The organism is Streptomyces sp. NPDC007164, from assembly GCF_040634135.1.
GTDB classification, from domain to species: Bacteria; Actinomycetota; Actinomycetes; order Streptomycetales; family Streptomycetaceae; genus Streptomyces; species Streptomyces sanglieri.
This window is the reverse complement of record NZ_JBEYFB010000059.1, coordinates 1-25,833: the sequence shown is the minus strand read 5'-3', so window position 1 is coordinate 25,833 and position 25,833 is coordinate 1. Positions and strand designations below refer to the sequence as shown.

Here is a 25,833-nt window from a genome sequence, read left to right as displayed (position 1 = left end):
CGGCATTGATTGACACCTGGGCGGCTCGCCGGTCAAATGCTCAGTGCACAGTTCTGTTAAGAGTGGGGGAAGCAGCGGCGTGGCGCTCGATAATCCGAATCTGAAGGACGTACTCAAGGAAGTCGCATCCGGCGCCCTCCAATTGCCCGACTTCCAGCGGGAGTGGAAGTGGGACGACGAGCGCATCAGGGCACTCATCGCGACGGTGACGCTGAAATATCCGCTCGGTGTGGTCATGGCGCTGCACACCGGCGGTACCTCCCAGTTCAAGGCCCGGACGCTCAAGGGCGCCGAGCCCGCCGCCGATCGGACGCCCGACCTGTTGCTGCTCGACGGACAGCAACGGATGACCTCGCTCTTCCAGGCACTGCACCATGACAGTCCGGTCGCGACGGTGGATTCCCGCGGCAATGACCTGAAGTGCTGGTACTACGTCGACATCGCCAAGGCCGTGGGTGCGCCCGCCGACCGCGACGACGCGATTGTCTCGGTCCCTGAGGACCGCAAACTGAAGAGGGACTTTGCCCGCAGAGTCGTACTGGATCTGAGTACGGTCGAGGGTGAGTGCGCTGCCGGGTACTTCCCGCTCCGCTTCGTCTTCGACACCCGGCGGGTGAGTGAATGGCAGCAGGAGTTCGTGAAGGAGCACAGCAACTGGCCTCTGTGGGCGAAGTTCCAGGAGCAAGTTCTGAACAACATGCTGTCGTTCGACGTTCCGATGATCAAGCTTGCTGCGACCACGACAACCGATGCGGTGTGCGCGGTGTTCGAGCGAGTGAATACCGGCGGTGTGCCGCTGAACGTCTTCGAGCTGCTCACAGCCACGTACGCGGGGAATCAGGAACACGTCGCGGAGCACGGGGACTACTACCGGCTGCCTGACGAGTGGCAGCAGCTCAAGAAGGAACTGACGTCCGCGTACCCGGTCTTCGGCCGCCCGGAGGATGGTCCGGAGGACGGTCTCAGCAGTAGCGACTTCCTCCAGGCGGTCTCCCTGGTCCGTACCTGGGAGGCCAAGCGAGCGGGAGCGGGGACGTCCGTGTCCTGCAAGCGCCGGGATCTCCTCAACCTGCCGCTCGCCGACTTCCGGAGACTGGCACCTCGGGTGGCAGCCGCCTTCGCGTGGGTCGGCGGATTTCTGGAGCGCCAGTCCATTGTCCGGACCGGTGACCTGCCCTACCGCACGCAGCTGGTGCCGTTGGCCGCTGTGCGTGCACTCATCGGCACGGAGACGGACACGCCGGGCGCCGACGAGCAGATCAGCCAGTGGTACTGGTGCGGTGTGCTGGGCGAGATGTACGGCGGCTCACTGGAAACCCGTTTCACCAGAGATGTCGAACAGTTGATCGACTGGGTTCGCGGCGAAGACCAGGCGACCCCTGACACAGTCAGCGAAGCAGCGTTCCTCGACGACCGACTGGACACGCTGACAACCCGCAACAGTGCCGCCTACAAGGGGATCTACGCTCTCCTCATCAAGCAGGGGGCTGTGGACTGGTATTTCACCGACAGTCCTCTCTCTCCGGCACAACTGGTCGAGCATGCGGTCGACGTCCGCCTGCTCTTCCCCAAGGCCTGGATCGCCAAGAACGAGCCCACCTGGGCCAAGTACGCCACCTCGATCGTCAACAAGACCCCGCTCTCGCTTCGGGCCAGCAAGAGCATGTCCGGTCCGCCCGGTGCCTATCTCAAGACACTTTCACTCGAGTCGGGTATGCGTCCCGAATGGTTCGAGGATGTTGTCGCCACCCACCTCGTCGACGTGGATACCTTGAAGGAGGGCGACTTCATCCGCTTCTACGAGAACCGGGCGAAGCAGCTCCGTGATCTGGTCAGGTCTGCCATGGGCAAGCGCACCGTCTTCCGCGACGCGACGGAATGGGTGTGAGCGCGACGATGCCTCAGGATCCTTCCGCGGAAGAGCTCCTCGCGCTCAAGGGCAAGCGGATCCCCGTCCTTGAACTCATGGCTCTTTTCGGCACCCGCCTGCGTAACGATCTGACTGTCCCGCGCGTCGAACAGGCGCTCAAGGACGTCGGCCTCGCGACGCTGCCGTACTTCGCCAACTGCAACAACAGCGCCGACATCCACATAGTGCCGTGGCAGCAGACGGCTCCACCGGAGCCGGCCGAGGACGAGTCGGTCGACGAGGCCGAAGGGCTGCCTTCGGGCGGGCTGCCGGCGCGCCCTCTGCGTATCGGGGACATCCCCTCCGCAGTGGGTGGCCTGTTCTCCGTGACGCCGGATACGGCGCTGACGGAAGTCACGTACCTCATGCGGACGAAGAAGTACTCCCAGATTCCCGTGATCGAGGGCGGATCGACGTTGCATGGCGTCGTCACCTGGAGCTCCGTCGCAAAGGTGTACGAGACGACGTCCGCCGCTGTCCTGGTGGAGGCCATGGTCGACGACGCGCCGGTCGTCGATGTGCGCCACGACTTCTTCACGCTGCTGCCCCGAGTCAGCGACGACGACTATCTGCTGGTCCGGGCCAACAACGGCACGTTCTGCGGAATCGTGACGGCGGCTGACATCACTGACCGGTTCGGCACGACGGCCTGGCCCTTCTTCGTCGTGGGGGAGATCGAGTCCCGACTCCGTAGGTGTCTGAGTGCGAAGCTCGACGCGGACGCGATCCGTGCCGTTCAGGGGCCCTCGGCAGCAAAGAAGACAGGGCTGATCACCGACCTGATGTTCAACGGCTATGTGAAGCTGTTGGACGGTGATCAGCAGAACCCCGCACTCCGTGCTCTCTCGGACGAGAACTGGAAGGCGCTCGGCTGGCCCGGGGTCGACCGGGGGCAGTTCGTGCGTCAGCTCGACCGCGTGCGTGTAATCCGCAACAGCATTGCCCATTTCGACGCGGAACCGCTGACAGCGAAGCTGTCCGACGAACTCCGCGAGTTCGCCGGACTGCTCCGCCAGATCACCTGAGGCCGTCCACCGGGCCGGCCTGTCGTACGACGGACCGGCCCGGAATCCCTACCCCAACCCGAACTGTTCTCGCAGCAGTTCCTTGTCGAGCCGAAGTGTCCGGCCATCGGGCAGATTCTCCAGCACCTGGGCGCTGTCGTAGTTCAGCAGTTGCCGCAGTACGGCTCCGAAGCCGTCCGCTCCACTGGCACGTACCCCCGCACGCTGCGCGAGCGCGGTCACCGGCAGCGTGCCCCCGGCATCCAGCAGCGCGCGGACGGCCTTCTCCACCTGAGCCAGATTCGGTTTGCGGCCCAGCACCTGCACCTGCGTCTCGAAGAGCTCGGACGCGAACAGAGCCGTGACCAGGGCATCGTCAGGCAGTCTCAGCTCGGCCGAGATCATCGCACTGTCCGCCCGGGACTCCTCCGTAACCGGTGTCAGCACCACGTCGAAGAGCGATTCATGACTCCGGGCGAATACGGCATCGGCCTTTGCCCGCTTGGACGGCTTTTTCGGCGCGGCGACATCGGCTGCCGTGGGGCGCACGGGCTCGGTCGGCCGGGATGTGAGCGACCACCACGGCGGCTGCTGGCTGCCCAGCTCCCGCCAGCCGTGCGGCGGCTCGGCACCGAAGGGCAGAAAGGCCAGTACCGGAATGGTGAACTCGGCCAGAGCCGCCCCGCCGTGGTAGCCGGCCTTCTGAGCGGTGTATCGCGAGTCGGCGTCCCACAGGGCCACGATCTCGTCACCCGACTCCGGCGCGACGACGCGCGGTCCCGAGAGCGCGATCTCCGTTTCCTGGAGGACACCACCGGCGCTCCGGTGCCTGGCCGACCGTACGCCCGAGGCATCGACCCTCACACCGTGCCTGTCGATGACATGGCCGTGATCACTGACCAGGATCACCGCACGCCCCTGCCCGGCGGCGAGCCGGAGCAATTGCCTCAGGCGCCCTATCTCGCCGAGCTTCCAGGCGCCGTCCCCGAGCTTCTGTTCCTTGGCGAGACGGTCGTCGATGGTATTCAGCACCACCGCGACATGTGTACGGTCCCCGACCAGCGCGTCGTTCAGCTCCGGACCGACCGTGTCACCACTGCTCTCACCCCGCAGATCGTCCTTGTGGAACACCGCCACGCTCTCGCCGCCCCAGAACCGATGACTGGGGAAGAGCCGCTTCTCGTCGGCCTGTGTGCCCGTCATCAGCCGGGCGGCGAAGAGCGAGGTCCGTGAAACGGAGGTGACCGTGGGCAACGCCGCAGCCATACCGCGGCGTTGCGGGGAGTCCTTGGCTTTCGGTACTGGGTCGTACTCGACCCAGTGCTCACGCAGTTCCTCGCCCAGTTCGGCAGCGATCGCCGCGCTCATGCCGTCCAGGACGAGGAGCAGCACGCGCCGCCCTCCGGCCTTCACGACGGGCGCGACGACGGTGGGCAGGAAGGTCTCGACCGTGAGCATCGAACCAGGATCCGTGCCGTTCGCCGTCCAGGTGGCGAGTTTCGCGGCGAAGTCCCGGTCGATCTCGCGGCGCTCAGTACGTATCGAGGTGCACAGCGTGTCGTAGGCGGACCGCAAGGAGGCATCGGGATCGCCTCCCGCCTCGATGTGCTCCAGTGCTAGATCCACCCAGCCGGTCTCGGCGATATGACGTCCGACGCCGGACGCGACGTTTTCGCACTCCGCCACCGGCCCGGTAGCGAGCCACTGAGTGAGCCGCTGGGCCATTTTCGCCCGCGAGATCCGGGTCCGGGCATCCGGGTCCGTGGCCTGCCGGTGTTCATCGAGCGCGCTCACCGTCTGCGCTGTCGCCCCGGTGTCGCCCGAGGACAACGCTCGTCCGACATCACGGAACCTGGCTTCAAGTCCTTCTGTGAGAACGGGGCTCGACGTGGCCGCCCGTTCGGCGCCGAACTGCCGGACGAGGGAGGAGGCCCGGTCCAGTACGGCGCCGCTCTGTCGGCGCGCCGTTGCCGCAACCTCGTCCTGACCGGTTCGCCCGGTCAGCAGAAGACCGGAGACAAAGTTCTCGCAGCTCCGTCCGAAAGCAGCGGCGAGGGCGTCCAGCGCCTTGCCTCGTGCCGGTGGTTCTTCCCCGAACCAGCGCTCGGCCCGTCCCCTGGCCCGGTAGTCCTCCGCGTCCGCCGTCGCATCGGCATGCCCCCACAGAGCGGCGCAGACCAGACCGAATGCCACGGCGTCGGACCCGTGCTCCGCGCCGACGAGTGCGAGCAGGGCCTGTCCGGCAAGTCCGGTCTGGTCCTCCTCACCGAGGAAGCGCGTCAGCCCGTCCCGCTCGGCTGCGCGTAGGGACAGCAGGCGCTCCGGACCGCCCGGCGCCATGGACCACCGCAAGAGTGTCTGTACATCGAGTCCGTCACCGCTCGTGACCGTACCCGCGACCAGGCTCCCGAGGTCGGCTTCGGTGCCCCCGCCCGATCGTGCGGCGAACTCCGGGGAGGCAACACGCGGATCGCGGTCGGGGTCGTACCGGCCGATCCCCAGCCTGCGCAGGGTGAGGGCGGTGAGCGATTCACGCCGGGTCAGTATGCCGCCGGCCAGCTGTGGCCAACCGCCGGGCGGTGTGGCGTCGAGCAGCGATTCGGCGGCCCAGTTCTCCTTGTTGAGCCTGCTGTCGGTGTCCACCGCCCCGAACGCCTCGCGGACGACGTCCCAGGTATTGACGGCGTTCACGCGCTGCTTGTGCACCTTGGCCAGCAGGTCCGGCCCGAGCTCGGCCTCTTCGCGGTCGGTGAGCAGCACCAGCACCTCGGGGCCCGTGGCCGACCTGTCCTGGTGCCCCAGGATCAGTTCGTGCACGGCCAGCGGCGACGGTGCGCCCTTGACGACAGCCCGCCAGGGCTCGCCCCAGCTCAGTTCGGCAGGCCCGTCCCACACCGGTTCGGCTCTCAGTAGAACCACCCGGCGCTTCCCGGCCTGGAGACCGGACTGAGAGGCCAGATACTGCTTCACCGTGGCTTTGTTGAGCCGCACCGCGCTCATGGCAGCGGGCGTGGACCCGCTCGCGCTCGTCGCCGTACTCACTTCACACGCCTCATTCCACGACTCGCCAGCTGATCTCGATCGTCGCGTCGGGTTCCGCCGCCGACAGGCCCGCCAGTTCTGCCTGGAGTTCGGCGATCGCGCGCGCAGCAGTTGTCCGGCCACCGCCCGAACGCTTCGGCGCACGCTCAGTGGCCGGATGAGTGGTCGGCACCGGAGGCCGGCTGAACTCGGTGTTCAGATCGACATCGTTGGGCGTGCTGAGCGGGTTGTCCGTGGACGCAGTGGTCGGCGTGGGCCCCACCGGCGGGACGCTTTCCGTGTCACTCCGGTCGATGACGGCCACGATCGAGTCCCGCGCGTTCTGCAGCGCGTCCTCCAGCTTCGTGGTGCGCTGATCGGCCTGCGCGGCTCCACGCAGCTCTTCGAGCACCGCCCGGCCTTGCGCACCGTACTTCGGGGCGAGCTTGAACATGTCCCATGCCGCACCGACCAGCGCCGTGGTGACGGTTTCGGCCTGCTTGATCGAAGCCCCGTACCGCCCGGCCGACACCTCGCCGAGGTCGAAAGAGGCGAAAGCCGTGATGATCTGCTTGGCACTGGCCGAACCGCTCGCCGCGCCACGGTCCAGACCCACCAGTTCGTCGAGCAGATCGCGCGAGCGCCGGGCGATCGCGAGCCTGCCGGATTCGTCCGCCCCGTCGAGACCGAGTGTGACGGAGCGCCGTTCCAGCCCCTGCACAAGATCATCCGCGTGCCCTCGGTAGGCGTGCGCCTGGCGGCTGATCTGCCGGGCGAACTGGCCGACCATCCTGCCGCGGCGCAGCGTCGGCGGGCGTTCGCCGAAGATTTCCCAGAAACGCTGCCCTGCCTCCTCCCAGACCTCCTCCTCCGGAAGTGGCTGCGAGCGCAGCGCGTACTGCGGCTTGACGGCCGACGGCTCGGGCGCCGGGTCCAGCAGCGCCCCGCCCTGCACCCACACCCGGTCGTCCATCTCCGCGTAGGACGCGATGACCAGGTTGGCGAGGAAGGGGTCGAGCCCCATCGGCTCGGGCCGGTCCAGCCACTCGGTGAGCTGGACGACGCTCAGGTCACCCGGTCCGCCCTCGTTACGGGCCTGGAGCCCGAAGTGGTCCACCCAACGGCCCGACAGCCGGAAGTACGCCTCCTTCTGCTGACCGAGCCCGAGCGGAGCGGCGACGCGCTGCATCACGGCGCGGTCCTTCGCCGGGATCTCGGCCTGCCGGTCACCGGCTTCGGCGGCTGCCCTGATGTGTCCGAAGACGGTCCGGGCATCGGCCGGCCGGACGGCGGTACCGGTGTTCTGCGGGTCCAGTTCGGGATGGGCGGGGAACTGGTGCGTCAGCAGCTTGTCCGCGACGTGCCGGATCCCTGCGTGCAGGGTCATCCCGACGGATACCCGCAGTTCGGCAACGTTCGGCAGCGGCTCGAAGTGGTTCTCGAACGACACATCGACATCGGTCGGCTTCTTCTCCGCGCAGCCGTACGCCTGCTTGAACGCGGCCTTCACCGTCTTCTTGAGCGCTTCGCGCTGCCCTTCGAGAAGCGCCTTGGCACGGGCCCGGTTGTCGGCGTTGAGATGCCGGGCGTACAGGGTGTCGAAGCGCTGCTGGTCGGCCAGCGTGTAGTCGATGACGACCAGCCGCTGGAAGTCCTTGAACCGGGCGGCCGACAGATGCGTCGGAATCCAGGCGACGGTACGCGGATGGACGCCGGGCAGCGCGCGCAGATCGCGCATGCGGTTGGCGTCCTCGATGGGCCCGTACTCGCCCTCGTCGTAGGGCAGGTCGATGACCATCCGCCACAGCCCGTCCTGGCTGGGGGAGAAATCGTGGTCGGGCAGGTCGTCGGGGTCGGCGATATTGCCGAAGACGACTTCCACCGCACGGTTAGAGCCGCGCCAGACGAGCTGCAGCTCGTCCGCCACCAGTCGTTCCTGGAGCGGCAGCCCCAGCTCTTCGGCGAGCAGCCGTTTGGCGAGGGCGCGGCGGTTGGGCCGGCTGTTGTTGACGTCGGCGTTGGCGATCACGGAGTCGACGTCGACCCCGGCCAGTTCGAGCCGTACACCGGGGTTGGCACCGGTGCCGGTCGCCTTGATCTCGGCGAAGCGCGACGCCCATTCGTCGACCTTCGCCTTGATGACGCCGACCTCGGCGCCGGGAATCGGCGACAGTACGGAACCGTGGTTGAGCGCGCCGAGCCGCCGGATCGTGAGGTCCCGCAGCGCCGGCACACTCGGTGCCAGAGCGGACAGCAGCAGGGTGCACATGAGCCGGTCGTCACCGATGAAGCCCCTGCACCGGTTGGCCAGCTGCGGATCGGTCACCGAGCCGCGCCGGTGCCGGTAACGCTCGATGTCCTCCTCGGTGATTTCGTACGTGGCCAGGAGGTGCGGCCGCAGCTTGGCGCGGTACAGCTTGTCGGCGGCCTGGAACTCCACCTTCAGGCTGTCCACGAACGGCTTGTCGCCGCCGTCCGCGATCACCGGGTACAGATCGCCGAGCGGGATCAGATTCTCCAGCGTCGCGTCGTCCCGGTGATCGGCCAGCAACTGACCCATGAGCTTCAGACCCGTGCGGGAACGCTGGAGTGCGGAGGAGATGTGGACGAGCGTGTCCATGAACGCGGGCGTGAACGGATAGGTCAGCCGGAACGAGTCCTCATCCGCTCCCGTCGTCCCCTCGTCCGAGCCCAGCAGTACGTCCCACACCTGCGGCCCGACCCGCTTGACCTTGGCGAAGGCGGCGTCCAGCTTGGCGGCGGCTTCGGTGTCCTTCGGCTTGAGGAGACGGGCATGGGCGATCTGCGGAAGGTTGCGGTCCTCCAGCGTGATCGTGTCGAAGCGGCCGGAGGCGAGCCGGAGGCTGTCCTGGATGGCGGCCTCTGCGGCGCCGGAGATCTCCTCACCGACCAGTTCGCGCAGATCACGCTGGCGCGCGATGAACGACACGATCGGGACGGCCCGCCGGGAGTCGGCGCCCTCCACGAAGTTCGTGATCTTGTCCGCCTCGCGGGAGACGAACTTCTGGTCGTGGACCCGGTTGGCGAGCCACAGGATCAGCTCGTCCATGAAGAGGATCAGCCCGTGGTACCCGAGCGACTTCGCGTGCTCGGCGATCACCGCGAGACCGGCGTCCAGCGAGATGAAGCCGTGCTCGTCCTCGGCCGCGTTGCGGGCGAACCCGGGGAACCAGGTGGCACTCGCGTCATGCACCAGCTTGGCCCGCAGCTCGGCGGGCGTACTCGGATTGACCAGGTCCAGACTGACCTCGCCGCCGTCCAGCTCCTCGGCGGCGAGCGCCTTGGAAAGCAGCTCCGACGTCCAGGCGAACGGCTCGCCCCAGTCGTCGTCATCATCACCCACGGCGCCGGACCCGGCGTCCGCGTCCGCACCCGCGAGCCCCTCGATGAACTTCTCGTCCCCCATCCGCTGCCGGTGCGAGCGGATGTCCTCGAAGAGGGAGTCGGTCCGGTACACCTGCGGCGTCGGCGCGTTCTTGTGCAGCGCCTTGACATGACTGACGTACCCGCCGAGCACCCGCTGCTCCAGGGACTTCGCCCCGAGCATGTGGTACGGAACCAGCAGGAACCGCTTGCGCTCACCGCCCAGCCACTCGTGCTTGCCGAGTACGGGATCGAAGTCGGCGCGGGCCCGCGCAGCCTGATCCCCGCGCAGGAGGGCGTGCAGCACGGCCATGAAGTGCGACTTACCGGAACCGAACGAACCGTGCAGATACGCGGCCTTCGAGGTGTGACCGTCGAGCGCGGCCTTGATCAGACCGAGCGCCTCGTCGAAGTTCTCCAGCAGCCGCTCGGTGACGACGTAGTCCCGCAGCGCGAGGGTCGTGCCCTCCTCGCTGACCGCCTCGGCGAGCTTCAGGACGAAGTCGGAGGTGGAGATCGACGTCTTGATGTCGATGACGTCGCGGAGGAGCGGGGCTTGGGTCACATTCGGGGCCATAAGGTCTGCTGCTTCCGTTCCATTCCGTCTTTCCCTCGGACATGCATGGTACGAGGGACTGGGACGAAGCGACGCTCCGTGTGCCGTCTGTAGCCGGGGGGCGCTACCGCTCTCGCGTCATGGGTGCCTCACCGCCGTACAGAACAGGGGGCCGCCCGACCGGCTATGGCACTTACCACCCGCTATGGCATTTCAAATACTACAGTGGCGTCATGAGTGATGATTCCGACTTCCTGCCCGGCGACGGCCCCAGCAGTGGCATCTCGGTCACCCTGGCCGCCGGAACGTTGCAGGCGATCCGTGAACGCGTCGGCAAGAGAGGTGTGTCCGCCTATCTGGAGAAGGCTGCGCAGCGCCAGATCGAGCGTGACAGCTTGGACGAATTGATCGCGGACTTCGACAAGGCCAATGGGCCGGCCGACCGGGGGGCCGTGGACGCCAAGAGGGCCAGGCTCACCGGTCATGCATCCGATGCCGGGGCTGCCGCATGACCGGTGCGCTCGTCCTGGGCAGCGAGGGCCTGGCAAAGGCGGTGGGGCGTGACCGAGAGGTTCACGAGTGGCTGACGGCGGCCCGCGACGCCGACCTTCCGGTGGTGACCTCGGCCGCTGTCCTGGTCGAGGTCATTCACCCCAAGATCAATGACTCCGCACTGAAGTGGACGCTGTCCCGGCTGCGGGTGGAGCCGGTCACTCAGGCAGTGGCGCAGTCTGCCGCGACTCTGCTGCGCAGCGCGCGGCTGCACGGTCACAAGTACGCCATCGACGCGATGCTGTGCGCGACCGCTCTGGCTCTGCCGGGGCGGGTGACGATCCTGACCTCCGACGTGGAGGACATCGAGATGCTCACGGCCCCGTACTCCCGGGTCCTGGCCGAGAAGGTGTGAGGGGCGGGGATTCCCTTCACTGCAGCGGGCGCCTTCCGGCCGGCGCCGGACTCAGCTCGGCCGACTGCTGGCGAACGTCTGCCAGGCATCGGGGCTGAAGGTGACTACGGGGCCGGCGGGGCGCTTGCTGTCGCGGACGGGGACGAGGTGGGGGATACCGTCGGCGACTTCGAGGCACTCGTTATTGCCACCGCTGTACGTGCTGGCGCGCCACTTCACGCCCGAGAGGTTCGGCGTATTGCGGTGTGCGCTCTTCATGCTCTGTGCTCCTTGGCCCGGCGATGGATGACAGTGCGGGACTCCGTCGGGGAGAGCGCAGACGTGCGCGCGGCGTCGAAGAGGTCTTGGTATCGGGATACATCTGCCTCTCGCTCCAGCCACATGGAACCCGACGGGTTATCCGCCAGTACCACGTCGAGCGCCCCCTCCTCGGGAAATCCCAGCACTACGTACGGGCCGAACATACTCGCATGGGCTCCGCGGGAGAACGGCAGCACCTGGACGGTCACGTTGGGGTTCTCGGAACTGGCCAACATCTGCTCCAGCTGGGCGTTCATGACCGCAGCGCCACCAACCTGCTGGAGGAGCACAGCCTCGGAAAGTACGGCCCACAGGTGCAACGGCTGTTCGTCCGCCAGGCGTTCTTGCCGGGCGAGGCGCACTTGGACGAACTTGTCGATCTCGTCCGCTGTCTCCCACTGCCGGGAGGCCACAGTTACGGCTCGAATGTACTCAGGTGTCTGGAGGAGACCGGGGATGAGCTGCGCCTGAAAGGTGCGGATCGAACCCGCCATCGCTTCCAGTGCGATGTAGTCCCGGTACGTGTCGGCGAGGACTGACCCGTACTGGTTCCACCACCCTTCCCTGCGCCTGCGGTTGGCCTTGCGGGCCAGCGTGCTCAGGCGATCGTGAATCTCCTGATCGGATACCTCGTACGCGTGCAGCATCGCTGTCAGGTCGGGCATCCGTACCGCGACTCGGCCGTTCTCGATGCGACTGATCTTGCCCTTGGTGCAGTCGAGCGCCTCTGCCGCGTAGGCGGTGGTCAGTCCGGCGGACTCCCGCAACCGGCGTAGTTCATCGCCGAGTTGGCGGCCAAGGACGGTTGACGGGGTGGCGGTGGTGCGCTTCGCAGGCATGAGAACACCTTTAGCAAAGTGACGGCTTGAAGGAGGCGAGGTTACTCGAAAGAGGGAAAAACGGCATGATGCCGGTCGGCAACGTTGCAGATTGGCACGTGGCTCATCCATTGTGCTGGGTACGGGGGTGGCGTCGCTCGACGCGAACTGCCTCTGTCTGTGGGGGATTCCGACCGGACGTCGACCTTCTTGGAGTTGCCATGGCTGCACTGAACGAAGTGACCTTCAGGCTCTCTCGCTGCCGCAGCAGCGTTCCCAGGGCTCGGGCAGTCCTGCGAGCCAAGCTCGGGGAGTGGCGGGCCGGACAAGCTGCCGCAGAAGACGGTGAGTTGGTGCTCTCGGAGCTGGTGACCAACGCGCTACGAGTACCGGTCCCTGGAGACTGGCTGGTGGGCGTGCGTATCGAGTGTCGGGGGAGGGGCGAACTCTTGCGGCTGGAGGTGAGTGACGCAGGACCGGGCCGACCCGAGTTCCAGCGACCGGGGGAGTTGGCCAAAGGTGGGCGCGGACTCCTGCTCGTTGAGGCTTTGACCCACCGCTGGGGTGTGGACGAACGTCGGGCAGGGATCGGCAAGACGGTATGGGCGGAGCTGCTGGCACCCGGTATCGACCCCGCGCCCGCAGAGGTGGAGATCGCGGCGGTAACCGTTCGGCCGGGTCAGTGCGTACGTGTCCGGGGTGCCTGGCACGCGGTGCGTTCGGTCCGGAGTGAGCGGTACGCATCGGGAGGGCTGGCAGTCATCATCGTCCTGGACGACGGTGGCCCGGCCTTGCGCCTGGACGCTGCTGAGCCGCTGGCCGTGCGGGTGGCAGAGCCTGCCGGGAGCCTGGTTCAACCCGTGACCAGCCCGGTGATCTCATCGTGAAGGCGCTATGGAAGAGGCTCTGCCGCCGCCACTCCCACCGCGTCGGACCGCGATTCCTGGGAACTCTCATGCAGATGGTCGGCGGCGATGCGGTCGTGATCAGCACGGCGGGCGAGCCGGTGGCGAGGGCGCTGCCCTCACGGCCGAAGGTGCGACGGCTGGGCCGGGGGTCGTTGCGGGGCCGTATCCGCATCCCCGCCAACTTCGACGATGCACCGGCCTCGATGGCTGAAGCGCTTGGGATGCGCTGATGCGTCTACTGCTCGATACGTGCGTGGTCCTGTGGTGGCTCGACGACTCGCCACAAGTGACCCCGTCGCTCAAAGAACTCCTTGACACCGAACCTGCTGTGTACGTCAGCGCGGTGTCGCCGTGGGAGATTACCGTCAAGCAGTTTCTCGGCAGGTTCGAAGGCCCCGGCGACCTGGCGGAGCAGGTGCGTGATCTCCAGTTCAGGAGCCTGCCCATCACGGCCGCGCACGGAGTACGGGCAGGACGGCTGCCGATAGTGCACACCGATCCCTTCGACCGGATACTCATCGCGCAGGCGCAGGCCGAAGAGATGGTGCTGGTCACCCGGAACCGCTGGATTCCGCAGTACGACGTGCAGGTCATGTCGGTCTGACCTGCACGCCGTCCATACGGATTCTGGGTCCCTCAGTTGCCTGCCGGGCGTCGGCCGCGACGGGATGCCGGGGCGGGGCGCCAGGCGCGCAGATCGTCGTCGGTCAGCCCATGCTCGCCCTGCTGGGCGGAACGGTATCCGGCGAAGAAGGCGGCGGGCGTACCGCTGTACAGCGGATCGAACTCGTTGTGCCACTGTCCGAGCCAGGGCTGGAGTTCGAGAAGGCCGGCGAGGAGCGGAACCAGTTCCTCGGAGGACAGCCCGTCATCGTTGGTGAAGTACGTGGTCAGGGCCTGGGCCTGCTCCCGGTGATCCCAACCTGCCCATCCGAACAGGTCGGGAACGCCGGAGATCGCGCCCGTCGCGTAGGAGATGAACCGCTCCTTCGGCACGTCCAACTTGCCGCGCGCCCGCCAGTAGGAGGGCTTGAGGAAGTCGGCCGAGGTGTACTTCGGCGGTACGGGGATGCTGTCCCGGATCTTCCGCTTGGCCGGCTCGTCCGGGGCTGCGTCCTCCTCACGCTGAAGCTCCCAGACGTGCTCCCAGTCGGCGCGCTTCTTCAGCCCGGAGGGCTTGTAGCGGAGGGCAGGGAGGAACGGCACATGCTCGTCCGAGAGGAGTTCGGCGACGACGGTCGCCAGCTCCTTGCGTGGCGCGTACAGCTCGGCGACGGACACGAAGTCCTCGTCGAGAGCGAGGGCGCTGGTGAGCTGGGTGCGACTGAGGAGAGTCGGCTGCCCGTCCTGGAACCAGAGATCGCGGTTCTCTATGCGGTCGAGCAACCAGGACTTGAGGGCCCGCTCCTGAAGCACGTCCCAACCCTCGGTGGCCCAACGGCGCTTGTACTCGGGCCGCTCGACCATGCCGATGGCGCGGGAGGACTCAATGACGTCGATGCGCTTCTGGACGACGGCCTTGTAGGCACCGGACCAGTGGTCGGGCATCTCGGTGATGGGCGTGGAGCCGTGCCGCTTGAACCACTCGCCGGATGCCTCGCCTTTCTCCACGCGCCGCGCAAGCACAATCTCGAACGCTCGCTCGCCGAGGGCGAGTTCAGGGACTTCAGATTTGGGTGCGCGCAGGTCTTCAGAGTGCAACTTGTAGAGGGAGTAGACCTGCCAGTCCAGCTCCTCTTGGAGAGTGATCATCTCGGCGCGGATGGAGTGCCATTTGGTACTTGCTTCGCGGAGGGCGATGACTGCGGGTGGCTGCGCTTCGATTGTGGCTACAGCCAAGGGGCTCGCAGCGGCCAACTCCTGAGCCAGAGCATCAAGCTTCGCTGCCAGAGTGGTGGGATAGGCGGATGGAATAGGGAAGTCTCCCATGGGGGTGCCATTGAACTGGAAGAAATCCTCAAATGGGAAGGTGCTCTGGCGGGCGCCCTTCGTGTCTACAGTGCTTCCCATGTTGTGGCTTGCCTGCTTAAGCCAGAAACAGGCAGTCGAACTATTGAGTAGCCCAATCAATCGAAGGTGTTCCTCCTCGTTCGCCCCTTCGCTGAGTTTAATCACAGGGGCAGAGCGATTGAAGACCTTCCCGCCGCGGTCTAGGGTGAAGTGATTGTGTGTAGCCACGAAAGCAAAGGTGATCGAGAGCGGGGTGCGGTATCTCTCGGTAACCCATCGGTACCAGACCCACCATGCCTTTCCGAGGGTATTCTGCGTTTGGCCGTTGAAGTCGATTGTAGAACGGAGATGGCTTCTCGTGGCCCACAGGAGCCTTGCCCACGGGGCTTCAGTATCGTAGGGGAGTGGCGTCAGGTCTTCAGCGTAGGGCGTGATGGCGCTCTCCACGCACTGGGCGCCCCAGTCCCTTACGACTTCGCCTATGACGAGTTTCCTGGCCAGCGTGCCAGTGATCCGCTGTCGGCGAAGCGCTTCAGGCGTGCTGATGAAAGCATCATCCTGGCCGGGAAAGCTGGCGAAGCCGATGTCCCGTGGCAGACGACTTCTAAGTTGTTGCTGGCTGTTTGCTTCGATCTTCTCGTTTAGCTCCAAGCCGCCGTCAGCAAGGATCCACGGCTGCTTTGCAAAGTACCGCCCACGTTCGAGGTCGTCCACGGACACCCATTGGCTAATGGAGCCGGGCTGATCAATCTGATTGACGATCGCGTTCCAGACGAAGCCGTCATCTCCTCCCTGTTCTGGTGCCGCAGGTTCTCCTTGAATGCTTCGCACAGTCCGGACCGTTGGTGTGCGCCTGCTGCCCGTCCTCCGGCGTCCCACAAGAATCACTGTCGGTGTTCCGTGTCCCGGAATATAAGCACCCGAGGTGTCGATCACTTCTTTTAGTTCAACTTTGTGTGCGAAATATTCCTCAATCAGCTTCGCACCAAATTCTCGCTTCATGAAAGAGCTCGCAGTGATCTGGCCAACCATTCCGTACCCGCGCCCGTCTGGTTCTCCCAGTTTGGCCAGCTGGAAGAACCGCTCGGCGAACGGAACGGACAGTGCGTACTTTCCCGAGCAGGAGTCGTACAGGCCCCGATACAGAGCATTCAGCTTCTTGTCCTTGACCGTGATATAAGGCGGGTTCCCCACCACCACGTCATACCGCCCGCGCTCCAGAATCCCCGGATAGTCATCCAGGTCCTCCGTCGCATAAGCGAAATCAACCAGCCGCTTCCCCGACTCCACGCTGATCAGCTCCAGCTCCTGCTGCCGGTCCTGAATCAGCGAATCGCCCACCGCCAAGTGGATCGGCCAGTCATACCGCCCCGCATCCGCCAGCGTCCGCACATTCGCCGCAGCCATAGCCGCCAGCAGCAACCGGAACCGCGCGATGGCCACCGCGAACGGGTTGATGTCCACGCCGTGCACCGAGTTCAGCGCGTCCCGCACCCGCTCATGCCGATCGCGTCCCGGCTGGCGTTCCGCCGACAGACGCACCAGGCGTCGGAACGCGCCCAGCACGAAGTGGCCCGAGCCGCACGTCGGGTCGATCATCTTCAGCTCGTTGAACCGGCCACCCATTTCCCGGACCACCGGGTCCATCGTCCGGTCGAGGATGAACTCCTCCACGAACTCCGGGGTCTGGAGCAGCGCGTACGTCTTCCGCGCCGCCTCCGACAGGTCCTGGTACAGGTCACCCAGGAACCGGGTGTCCCACCCCTCCGTACCGTCCTCGTTCAGCGCGTCCGTGAAGTCGTGGACCAGGAGCAGCGCTCCATCCTCGCCGCCCTCGCCCTCCTGGGCTTCCCGCCGCTCCCGCCAGAACTCCACCAGCGCCCGCGCCCCGTCATGAGACAACGGGATCTGGTACAGCGGATTGCGGTCCTGGCGGAACAGCAGCTTGCCCGCCTGGCCCGTGCCCAGCTCGTCGAAGGCGCGCAGCAGCCAGCCCCGGTACGTGGGGTCCTCGGTCTCCTCCACGTACTGGGCGTACCGTGCCTCCGCGAGGTCGCGGCGCTCCTGGTCCGGGCCCGTCAGGTACGGGTCCGGGATCAGGCGGTTGTCCTCGCAGAAGCGGACGAACACCGTGCCCAGCACCCACGCCACCGCGACCTGCGTGACGCGCTCGTCCAGCCATGCGTTCCACGTCGCTGCCGTGCGACCCAGGCCCCGCGCCTCGTCGTACTCCGACCGCAGCCGGCCCGCGACCCCCTCCGCAACCCGTACCGCGTCCGCGCGTTCCGCCGGGAGTTCGGCCAGCCGGTCCGACAGCCAGGTCTCCCACTTCGGGGCCTCGTCCGGCGGGGCAACTGCCTTGCACGTCTTCACGTACTCCGTGCGCAGCGGTTTGAGGACCTTCTCGCCCTCCGTGACCTGTTTGCCGAGGTCCACCTCGACCGCCTTGACCTGCTTGATCAGGTCTGTCTTCAACGCCGTGCGGTCGATCACTTCTGGTCTTCTCCCCTTGTCGCAGTCGGCGTAGCCGTAGTCGTCGGCAGAGCGATTCGCCTGCCCTGCAGTTTCAATTCGTCCGCCCGGTGGGCGTTCGACGCCCATGAGTCCGGCAGGACCACCCATTCACCCAGCCCCGCCTGATGCGGCACAGCCGTCGCACCCAGCCGCGGTGGGCGTGCCGGGTCGCTCTGCGGGCACAGCAGCCACAGGCCCCGCCCGCCGTTCCTCGCCAGCTCGGCCAGCCGTTCCAGGATGCCCATCGCGTCGTAGCGGGCGAGCACCCCGGCGTCCGTGAGCAGTACCGGCGCCTTGGGCCCCGGGACCGACAGCAGCTCGCCCACCCGGGGTTCCACCGCGCCCCATGCCGTGCGCGCGTACTCGGCGAACTTCATCGCGCCCCTCGAACCGGGCGGTGCCACATCCGCCCGCAGGATCGTCTCCCAGGTCGGCTTCGGACGGGCATCGACCAATTCATGTAGGGCGCCCAGGAACAGTTCAGTCACGGAGACCGTCCCCGCAGCGAACCGGTCGCTCTCCAGCTCCCTCACTGCCTGGTGTGCCAGACCTGTTCGTACCGTAAGGGCCCGGAATCCGTCCCGTCGGGCCGAGGACAGCAGACGTTCCTCAGCCGCGACCGCGCCCGCGAGCTGAGGGTCGTCGGAGTAGCGGCGCGCGGCGATCGTGCCGGTCGCCTGCCGCTTTCCGTCCGAGGACAGGAAGCTGGACGCGAAGTTCGTCCGCCGCGGCAGGTATCGCAACGTGCGGGGGCGCTCACGGGTGGACAGGACCAGGTCGAAGCCGGCCTCCTGCAACGCCTTGGTCAGTCGGCCGCCGGTCGGCAGCGCATGCCCTCCGCGCTCGTTCAACAGCTCCGGGAAGCGCGCCCGTACCCGCTCGTGCACATCGGCGCCGGTCAGGCCGGGCTGGTCGGCCTCCGCCACGCCGGGGATGATGCGGACCAGCCCAGCCTGGGTCAGCCGCAGAGCCCGTACCAGCGGAAGATTCCGCGGATATATCTCCAGCCGGGGTGTCGCAGCCGCGTTACGCGCCGCTGCCGCCGCGACCTCCACCAGGCGGCGCTCGTCCCACATCACGACCGCACTCGGCGCGGTGATCGCGCTCAGCTCAGCGAGAACCGTTGCCGCGGTCGGCAGCGTGTCCAGCTTGGCGAGCCGGTCCGCGACCCGGCCCAGCCGCTGCGCGTAGTCCAGCAGGCCGGGTGCGGACGGAGTCTGCGGTGCATCGTCCGCACCGACCTCCAGAGCCAGCAGCCCGGCACCCATGCCCTCGTCGGCCGCTTCCCGGTTCGGTGCGTGCTGGAACTCGGCTTCCTGCGGGACGAGTTGCTCGACCTCCACCACCGCACGGACCGCGGCCAGGGCCAGGGCCCGGCGCTGTTCACGCTCCTGGAGCTGGGTGCCGCGGCGCACCGCCAGGGCGTCCGCGATCTCCGCGGCCGACGCCAGCCGACCCATGGAACCCAGCAACTCCAGGATCTCGGCGCGCAGCGCCCGCACCGTCGGATGCTTCTTCCAGCGGGTGCGCTGCGTCTTCAGCATCTGAGGGATACGGCCCGCCGACAGACCCAGCGCATCCGCTACGTCCTTCTGCTTCGGCCAGACACCGACCTCGGTGGGCAACTCCCCGTGCTCATTGGGCAGGCGCAGCAGCAGCCGGACCATCTCGCACTCGTTGCGGTTCGCCCCGTCCTTCTTCAGTTCGGGTACGAAGACGGTGGCCAGGGTGTCCAGGCTGACGCTGCGCAGGGCCCGCTCCGGCAGCGAACCTCCGCCGTCGGCCTCCGCCACGGCCCCCGCGATCGCCGCCTCGGCTGCCGAAAGCTCGGCCTTCGCCTCCTTGCGGCCCTCGGGGGTGAGGGGAGCGGCCGGGCGCTCGGCGAGCCGTTGGCGCCATTCCTTGATCCGGCCCAGGACTTCCTTGCGCGTCTTCGCGCCGAGACCCGGAGCGTTCACGAGCTGCCGCTGGCTGTAGTCGAGCAGCTCCCCGACCGTGTTGACGCGCAGTCCGTAGACGAACGACTCCGCCGCCGGACTCAGACCCGAAGCCGATACCGGCGTCGGGCGGTCGGCCTGGGCGGCCTGCCGGTCGCGCTGCTGGGCGGCGGTTTCCTCCTCGGCATCCGCGATCGCGGCATCTGCCACCGGGGCCGCCGCTTCCACCTCGGCCGCGACCACGTGGCGTGAGCGGCGGGAGGAGGGCTTGGCCTCGTCCATCGCCAGGAAGATCTTCTTCCAGGCATCCCGCATCGGCTTGAGATCGCGGAAGCGCTGGGACGCGTCCCGGTGCAGGGCCTGGCGGAAGAAGGCGAGCAGCCCGTCCTTCACCGCCGGATCGAAGCCATCCACCGCGATCTTCGGGTACGGCTCCTGCTCCGGGTCGGTCTGACGCGCGGACACGCGGCCCTCGCCCCATACCGGCAGCTCGCGCGAAGCCATCTCATGGAGGGTGGCCGCCACGGCGTACCGCTCCGCATGCGCGTCGTACACCGAACGCTCCGTGAGCGTGCCGATGAACGGGTCCAGGTAGCCATCCGTGCCCGCGCCGGTCTCCTGCACCGGATACCCGGCGAGCGAGAAGTCGATCAGCACCAGCTCACGCGTGCGGTTCGGGCGGATACGGATCGCGATGTTGTCCGGCTTGATGTCGCGATGCCAGACCCCCTCCCCTTCTAGGAAGTCCACCGCGCCGAACAGGTAGTCCCCGTACGCCTCCAGCTGGTCCACGGACAGGCGGCCGAACTCGCGCAGCTGGCGGGCGACGGTTTCCTCGCGTCGTCGATTCCGCGTCGTGCCGGGCGCTGTGGGTTCGGTGTCGGCCGCGCGCTCGTCACCCACGTACTCCATGACCAGGACCGTGCGATTTCCGATGCGCTGGGGCGTCGGTTCGATCAGCCGGATGATGCGGGAGTCAGGGCGCAGTCGGCTCATGACCTCGGCCTCGCGGGTCAGCACGTCGTTCCTGCTGTCGGAGAGCGCCACCTTCAGTACCGCGAGCGACTTCGAGAAGCGGACTTCGGAGCCGGCGGCGAGATCCCGTACCAGGAACGCACGGCTCGTCGAGCCCGTACCCAGTCGGCGCCGTACCTCCCAGCGGCCCGCGAGCACATCGCCAGCGACTGCCTCCAGCGGGTCCTTCTCCGGGACGGCCACCGGCACGGGCTCGGCGGCGGGAGCCGGCTCGGTCAGCTCCTCCTCGACGACCTCCAGCATCTCCAGGAAGTCGTCCACCGACGACAGCCTGTCGGCGACGCTGTAGGCGGTGGCGGCCTGTACCAGCTCGTCGATGTACTCCGAAAGACCATCGACCACCGCGCTCGGCCGCAGTCCCTCGCCCGCTTCGAAACGGGCCAGCAGTTCGGCCTGACTGGCCGCGGGCGCCTTGCCGGTGGCCAGGAGGTAGGTGAGTACGCCGAGCCCGTACACATCCAGGGCGACCGGATCAGCCTTGAGCGCGGTCAGCTCAGGAGCGAGGTACGGGTCCGAGTCCTCGGCGATGTGCGCACCGGCCCGTGAGAACGATGTCGGCGCGAGTCGGTCCCCGACATTGCGGCCACTGTGTTCGGAACCGCGCTGAACGGCGACCTGCCAGTCGGAGATCTGCACATACGGGCTGAGCCAGCCCGCGTCCTCACTGTCCGAACCCGCCGCCCCGCCCCGGCCGCGCGGCAGCAGATGGATCGCACGCGCTGCCAGGGTCCGGTGATAGATACGCCTTCCGTGCGCCGAACGCACCGTCTCCGCCAGCTGACGCACCAGCGCCATCCGGCTGAGGATGTCCAGCTTCTCTCCGTACTGCGCCAGATACTCGTCCAGCCGCAGCGTCCTCGGGTCGTAGTCGAAGATCAACGCGGGGCCGGCGGAATGCCCCGACGGGTCGTACTGCTTGAGCTGCACCACACCCGGGTGCCGGAAGCGCCGCAGCACCGCGGCCTCACGGCGAGCCGCATGCTCCACCGAGGCCCGCAGCCCGGCGTCGGAACCGCGCTCCCGCAGATAGACCCGGATCCGGGCAGCCTCCGGCAGATCACTGTGCTGGGCCAGATAGTCCGCCCAGGTGGGACCGGAGTCGAATGACTTCCGGTGCAACAGATAGGGGCCGACCTTGTACTCGGCGTCACTGCGCGCGATGCCGACCCGGCCCAGCGCCGCCGCGATCCTCCGCGACCGCGGGCCATCGATCCGCCGCTGCTCGAAGTGCGGGGGCTCCTTCAAAGCCCTGACGAGCTGGGAAACGGTATGGACACCGTGCTGGTCATGGGCCGGGAGCCGGACCTTCAGCGAGGAGTCTGTGAAGCAGACCGCCTCCGAGACCCACACCCGCTCACCGTTCAGCTCGGGGTCCAGCAGCCCTGCCAGCTCCTTGGCCTTCTTGTTCGCCAGGTGCAGAGGGTTCCCGTGCGTGATCTGCCGCCCGCCGGGCTGGGGCTGGAGCCACGTTCCGTTGCGGGACTCCACGGAGCCGTGCCAGTCCTTCAGCTCGATCAGGAAGACACCGCCGGGAGCGACCACCAGCAGATCCACCTCCCGGACATGCCCGGTGTTCGCGGTGAACGTGAAGTTCGACCAGGCGCGCCACGGATCGTTGTCCGGAAGTTCCGTGCGGATGGCTTCAAGGCCACGACGCTCATGCGGGAACTCGGAATCCGTGACCGTTTCCCAGCGGCCTTCCCGCATACACCGTCCCCGCTCTGTTTCCGAACCCACTTGCACATATTCCGACGAACGTTCGATTCGCACGTCAAAAGTCCACCCAGATCGTATCGGCTGAGGGTGACGGCAGGGAATCGACCAAGATCATTTATCGGCGGGTGGCAGGCGCCCCTTGATGTTTCCCCTGCTGGCGGCCGTGAGCTTGTGGGAGAACTCATTGTCCTCGCGCATCCGTATCCGTAGAGTCCCGTGGCGTCTCGGAAGGAGAGGCGCGGCAGGGCCGAAAACTGATGCCCCGCATCCGGTCCTGGAGACCATGGCGGGACGGCGAGAAGGCGGGGGAGTGGAATGGCAGGGTCTGGGCGTCCGAAACCGGTGGATGAACTCCTGAGGGCCGCACACCTGGAGATCGCGGCGGAACTGCGCAGCGACGGGGGAAACAAGGCCAAGGCGTCCCTGAGTGAGGGGCGCAGACTGTCCGTATCCGGGGCGCAGCGCGAGTATGAATTCAGCTTCAAACGCTGGCCCGAGGCTCTGAACGGTCTGCCCCTGCTGGTGCGGCCCTCCCGATCGCAAGGCCCGTGGACACCGGCCGAGGTCACACGCCTTCCCGACAACAGAGTGCGTATCGTCACCGAGGCCGACCTGGGGCATGCGCCCCGCCAGGTACAGCTGCGCGCGGACGACTCCCAGACCTGGAAGGTGCTGGCGGAGCGCCTCACGTCTGTCGGTGAGGCGGATCACCCGGTACGCCCGACGAGTGCCGGTTGGATCACCGACCAGGGGAAACCGAAGGTGGCCCGGGAGACCAATCCGGGCCGCTGGGTTGCCGACTGGCCCTCTCTCCGTCTCAATCCACGGCAACGCCAAGCCGTGGAACAGGCCCTCGCCAGCGAGATCACCTTCCTCTGGGGCCCACCCGGGACAGGAAAGACGGATGTGGTCGCGCACATCGTGGAAGGGTGCAGCCGACAGGGGCTCAACGTGCTCTTCCTCGCGCCGACCAAGGTCGCTGTCGACCAGGCGCTGGAACGGATCTGCGATCTGCTCTCCGAGGAGCAGGGATTCGACACCGGTCTGGTGCAGCGGGCGGGCGACATCGACGTCGAGTCGCTCCGGGAGCGGTATGGCGCGTACGTGGACCCCGAGCAGGTGGCAGCCAGGCTCTCGGCCCACCTGCAGAGCAGGCTCACTCAGCTCACTTCCACCCTGACGACGGTGCGCGCGGGTGTCGCGCTCCACGAGCGGATGCGGAGCCTGCAGGAGGACCTGGCCACTGCGCGGAAGGCGTACGGTGCGGCGGGTGCTGCGCGGCAGAAGGCTGGTCAGGCATGGAGCGAAGCCCAAGATGTGGCGAACGCGCTGGGGCTGCGCATCAAGAGCATCGGCACGCCATCAGGTCTCTTCGCAGACAGAAAACAGGCCAAACTCGATGCGGCGCTCATCGATCTGCGGAAGGCCAATCAGGCGGTGGCTGAGGCCACTGAGGCCAAAGGCGCGGCAGGGACCGCACAGAACAAGGCTGAGCGGGACATTTCCCGCATAGGAGCGGATCTCGCCGACCAGGTCGAGAAGCTCAAAGGTGTAGCGCCGCTGCAGACCCTGACCAAAGAGGCTGACGCCCTGCAGCAACAGGTCAACGAAGCCGAGAAGGAACTGCGGCGTATCTCCGACGCCGTGAAAGCGAACTGCCGGGTGCTCGGCGCCACCGTCTCGAAAGCCGTCCAGTCCCGCCCCCTGCTTGAGCGCATCGATGTCGTGGTGATCGACGAGGCGGGCATGATCAATCTGCCGATGGCCTGGTACGTGGCCGGCCTGGCCGGCAAACGCGTCGTGGTGGCAGGCGACTTCCGGCAGCTGCCGGCCGTGAATAAGGCCGCCGATGACCGGGGCGCGAATGACGAGGACAAGGCACACGCACGCCGGTGGTCGGCTACGGACGCATTTCGTGCGGCGGGCCTGGTCACAGCTGCCGGGACCGTGCGTCAGGACCCGAGGCTCGTGGCTCTCAGCACCCAGTACCGCATGCGTGAGCCGATCTGCGACCTCGTCAACGCCGTGGCTTACCCGGACGCACCCTTGCGTACTGGCCGGGACAACGAGAGCCGTATCCCCTTCAGTCCGCTCGTCAACGCTCCCGTCATTCTGATCGACACGTCGGGGCACTGTGTCCCCGGTCCCAACCACAGGACGAACCCAGTCCATCAGGCCGCAGTCCATGAACTTGTGCGTGGCCTCCAGTACGACGAAGTGCTGCCGCCGAGGAAGTGGGAGAACGTTCTGCCGGGCGAGCGCGCGACCGACCGCCTGGCTGTGATCGCGCCGTACCGGGATCAGGTCAATGGCCTCAAGCGCACCTTGGTCGAGCGGCTCGGCGCCGACTACGAAGGCCTGGTGGACACCGTGCACCGGTTCCAGGGCAGCCAACGACCGGTCGTGATCCTCGACACCGTGGCCGGAGCCGGCGGCTACGCAGGCCATTTCTACCAAGGAACCGGCCTTGACTCCGAGACGTGCCGCTTGCTGAACGTCGCCCTGAGCCGGGCCCAGGATCACCTTGTCGTCATTGCGGACGTGGCGTTCCTCCGTAAGAAGCTGCCTCCGCGCAGTGAGGCACGGACGATGCTCGACCACCTGGAGTCGAGTGCCCAGTCCATCTCCGTCGACCAGCTCATCCCCATCAGAAGTGCCGCGGAGCTTGCGGCGCTGCCGGACGAGGAGCTGACCCGGCCTGCCTTCTTCCCCGCTGACCAGGTCGATCGTGCGGTGCGCTGGGACATCGAGCGCGCCAGGAAGCGCATCGACATCTATACGTTCCTGCTGGCGGTCCCCCGAGTGAATAAATGGCTGCCACTCCTGGCAGAGAAGGCAGCCGCCGGTGTCAGCGTCGTGATCCACACTCGTTCTCCCGAGGAGCAGCGGGAGGAGGCCGTGGTGGCGCGGCACCGCGGGCTGGTGGATCAGCTCAAGTCGGCAGGTTGCACGGTCGAGTACCGCGAGCGCATGCACGAGAAGGTGTTCATCGTGGACGACACCGTCCTCTGGCACGGCTCGCTGAACCTGCTGGGAAATCTGGGACCCACCGACCTCATGATGAGGTTGGAGGATGCGGAATCGTGTGTGCAGGCGCGACGCGTCATGGACCAGGCGCGCAGAGCGAGCCCTGTGTACCGGGGGACGGGCGGCACGCGCCCGGGTCAGGGGTCGAGCGGTACGAAAAAGCGGAACCCTGATCCGTCCGAAGGAGTCAAGGTGGGGGCAGTGGTTTGGGGGCGGCTCTACTTGAACGTTTCCTACCAGGAGCGGGGCGAAGCCAAGCGACTGGTGAATGCCAGATTCGACGGTGACAACAGTCTCTGGTACATGGATCCGGAAAAGGTGATCCCGGAGGAGAGGCAGGGCTGGCTCCGCCCCAAACGCTGAACCCTGCTGCTCGCCGCGGCCGTCTCAGCCGTCCTGGCGGTTCTGCTTACGCCAGGCCTTGAGGGACCTCGCACTCGCCGTACCCAGCACATCGGCTGGATCGACGTACAGCACACGGGGGTTGTTGTTGTGCGGTCCGTAGCCGACAAACCCGCCCAGGAGTACGAACGTACCCGCGTTGCACGGCACACCACCGTGGAACCAGGTGTCCTGGCGGACTCCTGTCTCCTGCCAGATGATCCATGCCTTGTCACCTGCAGAGGCGCGCTGATAGATCGAGTGGACGAGCGCTATGCGCACACCTCGGTGCGCCTGCTGCGCAGCTGCAGCCCGAAGAGCAGCCCATTGCTGAGCCGCGGCGGCTCGACGGCTGGCGCCGAATGATCCTAAGCTTGTTCTTTTTCTTCCAGGCTCGAACGGTGTCCCGAACGAGGTCACTCACCTGGGCATTCGCCGGACATGAGGGCGGCCTTCGTCTGATCCT

General features: G+C 66.9%; 15 protein-coding genes. 8 read left to right on the top strand and 7 right to left on the bottom strand.

Going from position 1 to position 25,833, the window contains the following annotated elements:
• The first annotated feature begins 79 nt into the window (after positions 1–79).
• Positions 80–1,888: a DUF262 domain-containing protein gene (locus tag ABZ622_RS37120; protein WP_360551003.1), complete on the top strand. Its 1,809-nt coding sequence runs from the start codon at positions 80–82 to the stop codon at positions 1,886–1,888.
• Positions 1,885–2,934 (top strand): CBS domain-containing protein, encoded by a 1,050-nt coding sequence (locus ABZ622_RS37115; protein ID WP_360551001.1) that lies wholly within the window; start codon positions 1,885–1,887, stop codon positions 2,932–2,934. The genes ABZ622_RS37120 and ABZ622_RS37115 overlap by 4 nt, the downstream gene beginning before the upstream one ends.
• Positions 2,935–2,982: 48 nt before the next feature.
• Here ABZ622_RS37115 and pglZ read toward each other — a convergent pair whose 3' ends face one another.
• Both pglZ and ABZ622_RS37105 read right to left on the bottom strand, forming a co-directional pair.
• Positions 2,983–5,913 carry a BREX-2 system phosphatase PglZ gene (pglZ, locus tag ABZ622_RS37110; RefSeq protein ID WP_360551017.1) on the bottom strand — a complete coding sequence of 977 codons (2,931 nt, stop codon included), beginning with the start codon at positions 5,911–5,913 and terminating at the stop codon, positions 2,983–2,985.
• Between the two features lie 52 nt (positions 5,914–5,965).
• Positions 5,966–9,895, bottom strand: coding sequence for a phage resistance protein (locus ABZ622_RS37105; RefSeq protein ID WP_360550999.1), 3,930 nt, complete (start codon positions 9,893–9,895; stop codon positions 5,966–5,968).
• A gap of 212 nt (positions 9,896–10,107) precedes the next feature.
• Between ABZ622_RS37105 and ABZ622_RS37100 the strand changes: the two genes are divergently transcribed.
• Together ABZ622_RS37100 and ABZ622_RS37095 are read left to right on the top strand one after the other, a co-directional pair.
• Positions 10,108–10,386 (top strand): hypothetical protein, encoded by a 279-nt coding sequence (locus tag ABZ622_RS37100; RefSeq protein ID WP_360550997.1) that lies wholly within the window; start codon positions 10,108–10,110, stop codon positions 10,384–10,386.
• Positions 10,383–10,781, top strand: a complete 399-nt coding sequence (locus ABZ622_RS37095; protein WP_360550995.1) for a PIN domain-containing protein — start codon at positions 10,383–10,385, stop codon at positions 10,779–10,781. The genes ABZ622_RS37100 and ABZ622_RS37095 overlap by 4 nt, the downstream gene beginning before the upstream one ends.
• Positions 10,782–10,832: 51 nt before the next feature.
• Here the strand turns inward: ABZ622_RS37095 and ABZ622_RS37090 are convergent, their stop codons facing one another.
• On the bottom strand, positions 10,833–11,039 hold the full coding sequence (locus ABZ622_RS37090) for a DUF397 domain-containing protein (RefSeq protein ID WP_360550993.1): 207 nt from the start codon (positions 11,037–11,039) through the stop codon (positions 10,833–10,835).
• Positions 11,036–11,920: a helix-turn-helix transcriptional regulator gene (locus ABZ622_RS37085; protein WP_360550991.1), complete on the bottom strand. Its 885-nt coding sequence runs from the start codon at positions 11,918–11,920 to the stop codon at positions 11,036–11,038. The genes ABZ622_RS37090 and ABZ622_RS37085 overlap by 4 nt, the downstream gene beginning before the upstream one ends.
• A gap of 65 nt (positions 11,921–11,985) precedes the next feature.
• Between ABZ622_RS37085 and ABZ622_RS37080 the strand changes: the two genes are divergently transcribed.
• The 3 genes from ABZ622_RS37080 (at position 11,986) to ABZ622_RS37070 (ending at position 13,411) form a co-directional block, all read left to right on the top strand.
• Positions 11,986–12,786, top strand: a complete 801-nt coding sequence (locus ABZ622_RS37080) for an ATP-binding protein (protein WP_360551015.1) — start codon at positions 11,986–11,988, stop codon at positions 12,784–12,786.
• A 68-nt stretch (positions 12,787–12,854) separates the two neighbouring features.
• Positions 12,855–13,037, top strand: a complete 183-nt coding sequence (locus ABZ622_RS37075; RefSeq protein ID WP_360550989.1) for a prevent-host-death protein — start codon at positions 12,855–12,857, stop codon at positions 13,035–13,037.
• A complete protein-coding gene (locus tag ABZ622_RS37070) occupies positions 13,037–13,411 on the top strand; it encodes a type II toxin-antitoxin system VapC family toxin (RefSeq protein ID WP_360550987.1) in 375 nt (124 codons plus the stop codon). Before ABZ622_RS37075 ends, ABZ622_RS37070 begins: the two co-directional genes overlap by 1 nt.
• Positions 13,412–13,443: 32 nt before the next feature.
• Here ABZ622_RS37070 and pglX read toward each other — a convergent pair whose 3' ends face one another.
• Positions 13,444–17,250, bottom strand: coding sequence for a BREX-2 system adenine-specific DNA-methyltransferase PglX (gene pglX, locus ABZ622_RS37065; RefSeq protein ID WP_360550985.1), 3,807 nt, complete (start codon positions 17,248–17,250; stop codon positions 13,444–13,446).
• A complete protein-coding gene (gene pglW / locus ABZ622_RS37060) occupies positions 17,247–21,950 on the bottom strand; it encodes a BREX system serine/threonine kinase PglW (RefSeq protein WP_360550983.1) in 4,704 nt (1,567 codons plus the stop codon). Before pglW ends, pglX begins: the two co-directional genes overlap by 4 nt.
• Positions 21,951–22,301: 351 nt before the next feature.
• Between pglW and ABZ622_RS37055 the strand changes: the two genes are divergently transcribed.
• Positions 22,302–25,349, top strand: coding sequence for an AAA domain-containing protein (locus tag ABZ622_RS37055; protein ID WP_360550981.1), 3,048 nt, complete (start codon positions 22,302–22,304; stop codon positions 25,347–25,349).
• A gap of 24 nt (positions 25,350–25,373) precedes the next feature.
• On the opposite strand, the gene ABZ622_RS37050 is transcribed toward ABZ622_RS37055, so the two are convergent.
• Positions 25,374–25,649, bottom strand: a complete 276-nt coding sequence (locus tag ABZ622_RS37050; protein ID WP_360550979.1) for a hypothetical protein — start codon at positions 25,647–25,649, stop codon at positions 25,374–25,376.
• Between the last annotated feature and the right edge of the window lie 184 nt (positions 25,650–25,833).

Bases quoted from the DNA above. Each gene is read 5' to 3' on its own strand.
- pglZ (WP_360551017.1), bottom strand. From the start codon at position 5,913: ATGAGCGCGGTGCGGCTCAACAAAGCCACGGTGAAGCAGTATCTGGCC.
- ABZ622_RS37105 (WP_360550999.1), bottom strand. From the start codon at position 9,895: ATGGCCCCGAATGTGACCCAAGCCCCGCTCCTCCGCGACGTCATCGAC.
- pglW (WP_360550983.1), bottom strand. From the start codon at position 21,950: ATGCGGGAAGGCCGCTGGGAAACGGTCACGGATTCCGAGTTCCCGCAT.
- ABZ622_RS37080 (WP_360551015.1), top strand. From the start codon at position 11,986: ATGATGCCGGTCGGCAACGTTGCAGATTGGCACGTGGCTCATCCATTG.
- ABZ622_RS37085 (WP_360550991.1), bottom strand. From the start codon at position 11,920: ATGCCTGCGAAGCGCACCACCGCCACCCCGTCAACCGTCCTTGGCCGC.
- ABZ622_RS37100 (WP_360550997.1), top strand. From the start codon at position 10,108: ATGAGTGATGATTCCGACTTCCTGCCCGGCGACGGCCCCAGCAGTGGC.
- ABZ622_RS37095 (WP_360550995.1), top strand. From the start codon at position 10,383: ATGACCGGTGCGCTCGTCCTGGGCAGCGAGGGCCTGGCAAAGGCGGTG.
- ABZ622_RS37070 (WP_360550987.1), top strand. From the start codon at position 13,037: ATGCGTCTACTGCTCGATACGTGCGTGGTCCTGTGGTGGCTCGACGAC.
- ABZ622_RS37090 (WP_360550993.1), bottom strand. From the start codon at position 11,039: ATGAAGAGCGCACACCGCAATACGCCGAACCTCTCGGGCGTGAAGTGG.
- ABZ622_RS37075 (WP_360550989.1), top strand. From the start codon at position 12,855: ATGCAGATGGTCGGCGGCGATGCGGTCGTGATCAGCACGGCGGGCGAG.